We start from the raw sequence: 4215 nt of genomic DNA, 5'->3' as shown, positions 1-4215 counted from the left end.
TAATTTCTGAATATCCTCATAAAACAAATTAAAGTCTTAAACTTGTGTTTTAATCAAATGAATGATACTTGAATCTGTTATTATCCGACAGTCTCATGAAGCTCACGTTGTAAATAGGATACTCCATTTAATCTAGGAAAGAATTTCTTTTAGGCAATGAAAATGATTAAATGAAGTATCCAGTTGTATGTCCACTACCCCAACCCTTAACACATAATACTATTTTTTTATAGGTTAAATAAAGCTAAGAAACAAATTTTCTGAATAATGTTTAGGATAAGGACTTGACTGTATTATCAGAATAATTGTTTCTAATTATGATTTCAAGGTTGTTATATCCTTTTGGGTATTAAATAGATTTATGAGTTATAACTCTTGAGTGGAGTGGAACTTGAAAATAACTGAGTACTTATTAAGAAAAGGTTTAGACTATTTAGGAAGGGGGTTTTGTATATGAAAAGAATACAACTGATTTTTTTATTGGCTGTTATAGCTATGTTGGCAACAGTTTCAATGTCAGCAGCTACTATAACAGTAGACGGCTATAAATCGTCGGGGGAGTGGAACGAGAACTGGGCATTCGGACAAGAAAATGTAAACATTGCGGTAGATAATGCTACATTGACACCATATGATCCTAATGGGCCATTTGGAGACCGTCTAGTTCTGCGTCAAGGTGGTCTTTCTATAGCAGTAACAGATACATGGTATGGTGCATACCCAAATGCATCTGCTGGCCCTATTTTTGATCAAGATATGGCAACAGACGGTGACTATAGTGGTTTTGATATAAAGAAAGTTTATGCTCGCTATGACCCAGTGAATGACATTATGTACGGTATGAATGAAGTTTATGGTATGCCTGGTGACTTGACCGGTAATAAAAACGTTGCAGGAGAGTCACCAGATACTGCGGGTGATCCTGGTCCCGCATCAGGTACGATTCTTGTAGGTGGAGTGCCCACACCTGCTGCACTTGATGAAGATGGTATTGGTCTTGGTAGGAATCAGTTTTGGAGTATCACTATAGTGCAGGGTGATAAAGAAACTTCGGTTGAGATAATCAACAATGATTGGTTAATCGAGGATGATAATGTTGGACTGACATATGAAGATGTTAATGCAAGGTTCACTTTTGATGAATATAAATCTGTAGGCGACACTACTTTACCAAAATCAGTTTATGAAATTAGTATTAGCAATTTCAGTGAATACTTTGATATGGCTCCAGGTTCTACATTTAAGGCACAAATACTTGCAGGTTCTTCAGGCGATGTAGTAGGTGAGGATATAGTTTCTGTATTCTTTGAAGTACCTGAACCAAATATAGAGATTATAAAATATGTAAGTGGCGATAATGTAACGTGGTTTGATGCAAATACACCTGCAGCTGGTCCTCTTCTGGATCCCGGTCAGGATGTATATTGGAGGTATGTAATTACCAATACAGGCAATGAGCCATTAGTTAATGTAATGTTAATTGATGACCAAATAGGTAGTATAACATGTCCACAAGACACTCTTGCAATAGGTGAGAGCATGGAATGTTTTGAACAGGGAACAGTGCCAGAGGTATGTCAGCCACCATATTACTATAGAAATATAGGAACTGTTGAAGCAAATGGAATGTTTACGGGCTTGCCTGTTATGGATAGTGATCCAGCAAACTATAGATGTCAGCCAATAACAGAAAATGGTAATGATGTACCTTTAATGACTCCTTTAGGACTCATCGTAATGATATCTCTTCTAGGAATAATTGGAATGGTTTCTATGAGGAAAGAAAACTAATTCCATTTATTATTTTTTAATTTGTTTCTATTTTTTTCTAGATTTTAATTGGAGATAATATTACTTTTCATTTATTATGTTCAGATGCTTAGATGAAACTCCAATTAGCTATAATCTTTTGGATACAATTATTTTAGACTAAATATTTGAACAATGCCTAAAATCAATTGTTATTTATTGTGACCTGTTATGAAAAGCATCTGCCATTTTATCTATAGTTTTTCTTCTTACAGTCCTCAATTAACAAAGATCATGATATTTTTTGTCATTTAGTGTTATTCTATATTATAGTCGTTAGATAGATTCCAAGAAGAGTTACACGATTTGAATGGTTGGGAATCAATATAAGTGTTATACATCATATTATACTTTTTAACTCTCAAAATTCGATTATCCATTTTCTAAATGAAATTCTATCATTAGTGTGTCTTTTAGGTTTAGGAGCTAATAAACGATACCATAGCTGCGATATTAACATCTTAACCCGTAAACATTTCACCAAGGTATTATGAGATGCTACCACGACTGGCTTGTTGTTACACATCTTTGATTTAATAGGCCAAAATGGTTCCAATCTATCAGATACTCAAATTCTGGGTGCTTGTCTCCAATATCATCAACTTCCTTGGAATCTTCTTTAAATAAAAAGCTAATTAGATGTAGAAGAAAATAATCAGTGAAGCCATTTATAAAATTTAGTTATGTTGAGAAAATTATCGAAATTATCAGATACTACTTTTGTTAATTACAAGTATTCAATAGAATGTTAGACTTTCTTTACAAAACCTGGATATTTTGTTTTTGTTGTTTTTTAAATAAAAATAACTTAGTGTTGTTTTAGCACAACATTGAGTTGAGGTAGTGATAGAAAATAGAATTTCTACAAAATGAAATATTGTCAATCTCAAATTGATTACATTTAGATATCGTTTAAACTTCATTCAAATTTTACTTTATTTTACTGGTAAGATACACTAAAATGGCGAACTTGTTTGAGTGATTGTCTTACAAACTCACAATTCCTTAGAAACAAGCATCAGAACTCTTGCTTCCGTTTCAATTTAAACTATTGATTCTTATTTTTACATATTAACATGTACTTGATTTTTTACACAGATAGTTTTCAAACAATAAATATTGAACTGTAAGAGGAGGGGGTTTTAGAAAATGGAAATAAGAAATATTATTTTAGTTTTACTCCTACTAGTGACTTGTTTATTTTTTATGGCGAGTCCTGTAGGAGCTATAACAGTAGACGGCTATAAATCGCCGGGGGAGTGGAATGAGAACTGGGCATTCGGACAAGAGAATGTAAGCATTGCGGTAGATAATGCTACATTGGCACCATATGATCCTAATGGGCCATTTGGAGATCGTCTAGTGCTGCGTCAAGGTGGTCTTTCTATGTCAGTAACAGATACATGGTATGGTACATACCCAAATGCATCTGCTGGCCCTACTTTTGATCAAGATATGGCAACAGACGGTGACTATAGTGGTTTTGATATAAAGAAAGTTTATGCCCGCTATGATCCAGTGAATGACATTATGTACGGTATGAATGAAGTTTATGGTATGCCTGGTGACTTGACTGGTAATAAAAATGTTGCAGGAGAGTCACCAGATACTGCGGGTGATCCTGGTCCCGCATCAGGTACGATTCTTGTAGGTGGAGTACCCACACCTGTTGCACTTGATGAGGATGGTATTGGTCTTGGTAGGAATCAGTTTTGGAGTATCACTATAATTCAAGGTGATAGAAAAACATCGCTTGAGATAATCAACAATGATTGGTTAATCGAGGACGATACGGTTGGACTGACATATGATGATGTTAATGCAAGGTTCACTTTTGATGAATATAAATCTGTAGGCGACACGACTTTACCAAAATCAGTTTATGAAATTAGTATTAGCAATTTCAGTGAATACTTTGATATGGCTCCAGGTTCTACATTTAAGGCACAAATACTAACAGGTTCTTCAGGCGATGTAGTAGGTGAAGATATAGTTTCTGTATTCTTTGAAGTACCTGAACCAAATATTAGTATCAAGAAATTCACTAATGGTGAAGATGCCATGACTCCAACTGGTCCATTCATACCTGCTGGTGACGATGTTACCTGGACTTATAATGTGACCAATACTGGTAATTATCCACTATCTAATGTTACAGTTACTGATAATGTAACTAATGAAGTGTTCATTATAGGTGACCTTGCTATAGGTGAATCTATTATAGTGGAAGATAATGGAACTGCGATTGCTGGTCAATATGCTAACCTTGGTAGTGTAACAGGAAATGCTATTATTAATGGAATACCGATTCCTGTAACTGATGAAGATCCAAGCCATTACTTTGGTATTGCTCCTGACATCAGTATCAAGAAATTCACTAATGGTGAAGATGCCATGACTCCAACT

Annotated in this window: 2 protein-coding genes; both read left to right on the top strand. The window is 34.7% G+C overall.

Translation table 11 applies throughout. The features are described from left to right. Positions 1-453: 453 nt before the first annotated feature. A complete protein-coding gene (locus tag J2T59_RS10090; RefSeq protein WP_259135812.1) occupies positions 454-1791 on the top strand; it encodes a hypothetical protein in 1338 nt (445 codons plus the stop codon). 1167 nt (positions 1792-2958) lie between these two features. Beyond that, positions 2959-4215 (top strand): CLIPPER-2 domain-containing protein (locus tag J2T59_RS10085; RefSeq protein WP_259135811.1); only part of this gene is annotated, 1257 nt, incomplete at its 3' end.

Origin of the sequence: Methanosalsum natronophilum, from assembly GCF_024808815.1 — an archaeon.
Lineage (GTDB): Archaea > Halobacteriota > Methanosarcinia > Methanosarcinales > Methanosarcinaceae > Methanosalsum > Methanosalsum natronophilum.
Note: the sequence above shows the minus strand (reverse complement) of the source record. Positions and strands in the feature narration are given on the sequence as shown.